Source organism: Inquilinus limosus MP06 (assembly GCF_000767795.1).
Taxonomy (GTDB): Bacteria; Pseudomonadota; Alphaproteobacteria; order DSM-16000; family Inquilinaceae; genus Inquilinus; species Inquilinus limosus_E.
Window position 1 is genome coordinate 1 of the sequence record NZ_JANX01000827.1, and the last position, 2,009, is coordinate 2,009.

The 2,009-nt window shown below is 73.9% G+C and carries 2 protein-coding genes; both read left to right on the forward strand.

Going from position 1 to position 2,009, the window contains the following annotated elements:
- Positions 1 to 136: 136 nt before the first annotated feature.
- A complete protein-coding gene (locus P409_RS32870) occupies positions 137 to 1,468 on the forward strand; it encodes a cobyrinate a,c-diamide synthase (RefSeq protein WP_034848619.1) in 1,332 nt (443 codons plus the stop codon).
- On the forward strand, positions 1,465 to 2,009 hold a 545-nt coding region (locus P409_RS32875), incomplete at its 3' end, for an aminotransferase class I/II-fold pyridoxal phosphate-dependent enzyme (RefSeq protein ID WP_034848620.1). The genes P409_RS32870 and P409_RS32875, both read left to right, overlap by 4 nt.

The window sequence follows — 2,009 nt, forward strand, 5'->3', positions numbered from 1 at the left end:
GATGTGTGCACGCCGTAGCTGCCCGAGAGGGGATTGGAGCGTTGCGACTTTACCTCTCCTTGGGGAGAGGTCGAAATTGCGCAGCGATCTCGGGTGAGGGGGCGAGCGCAGTCCCTCCGGCCGGCGCATTCTAGCCATGCCGGCCCCAGCCCTGATGATCGCGGCGCCGGCCTCCGGCAGCGGCAAGACGGTGGTGACGCTGGGCCTGCTGCGGCATCTGCGCGACCGCGGCGTCGCCGTGGCTTCGGCCAAGTCCGGACCGGACTATATCGACCCCGCCTTCCATGCGGCGGCGAGCGGCCGGCCCTGCGTCAATCTCGACTCCTGGGCGATGCGGCCGGAGACGCTGGACGCGTTGGCGGCGCGGCAGGCCGAGGGCGCTGATCTCCTGATCGTCGAGGCCGCGATGGGGCTGTTCGACGGCGCGCCCGGTCCCGGTTCGGTCGGCGACGGCTCTGCGGCGGACCTGGCCGCCCGCTTCGGCTGGCCGGTGGTGCTGGTGCTGGACGCCGGCGGCCAGGGCTTCTCCGCCGCCGCGGTGCTGGCCGGCTTCAAGGCCTTCCGCGCCGATGTCCGGATCGCCGGGGTGATCTTCAACCGGGTCGGCAGCGCCCGGCACGAGGCGATCCTGCGCCGTGCCGCCGATCACGTCGGGCTGCCGGTGCTCGGCCTGGTTCCACGGCTGCCGGCCCTGGCGCTGCCGTCCCGGCATCTCGGCCTGGTCCAGGCCGGCGAGCATGCGGCGCTGGAGGCGTTCCTGGCGGCGGCCGGAGAGGCGGTCGGGACGGCGGTGGATGGGGAGGCATTAGAGCAAGTCGCTCTACTGAGTTCCCCCTCCCCCTGCGGGAGGGGGGACTCGGACAGATTCGCCCTACCCCCCCTCGGCCAGCGCATCGCCGTGCCGCGGGACACCGCCTTCGCCTTCGCCTATCCGCATCTCCTGGCCGCCTGGCGCCAGGCGGGGGCGGAGATCCTGCCCTTCTCGCCGCTGGCCGACGAGGCGCCGGACGCCTCCGCCGACGCGGTCTACCTGCCCGGCGGCTACCCGGAGTTGCAGGCCGGCCGGCTGGCGGGCAACCGCCGCTTCCTCGACGGGCTGCGGGCCGCAGCGGGGCAGGGTCGGGCGGTCTATGGCGAATGCGGCGGCTACATGGTGCTCGGCGCCGGGCTCACCGATGCGGAGGGAAACCGCCACGCCATGGCCGGGCTGCTGCCGGTCGAGACCTCCTTCGCCGAGCGCCGGCTGCATCTCGGCTACCGCCGCGCCGCCCTGGTCGCCGCGACGTCGCTCGGTCCCGCCGGCACCGTCTGGCGTGGCCATGAGTTCCACTACGCCTCGATCCTCTCCGAAGGGCCGGGCGAGGCGCTGTTCGAGGCGTGGGATGCGGAGGGCGCGACGCTCGGCCGCCTTGGCCGCCGCACCGGCTCCGTCTTCGGCTCCTTCTTCCATTTGATCGACCGGGCATGAGCACGGTTCCGCATGGCGGCGATCTGGCCGCGGCCGAGGCCCGCTGGGGCCGTCCCGCCGAGGGCTGGCTCGACCTCTCCACCGGTATCAATCCGCTGCCCTATCCGGTCCCGCCGATCGCTCCCGCCGCCTGGCACCGGCTGCCGCAGCACGACCGGCTGCGCGCGCTGCTGGAGACCGCGCGGTCCGGCTATGGCGCCCCGGCCGACGCGCCAGTCGTCGCCGCGCCGGGCACCCAGATCCTGATCCAGCTGCTGCCCCGGCTGCGCCCCGGCGCCCGGGTGGCGATCCTGGGCCCGACCTATGGCGAGCATGCCGCCTGCTGGTCGGCCGAGGGTGCGACGGCGATCACCGTCGGTTCGCTCGACGAGGCCGCAGGGGCCGATGTCGTCGTGCTGGTCAATCCGAACAACCCGGATGGGCGCGTCGTCGCAGCTGAGCGTCTTCTGGCCCTGGCCGATGCCCTGGCGGCGCGCGGCGGCCTGCTGGTTGTGGACGAGGCCTTTGCCGAGGTGACGCCGCGCGCCAGCATCGCGGCCGA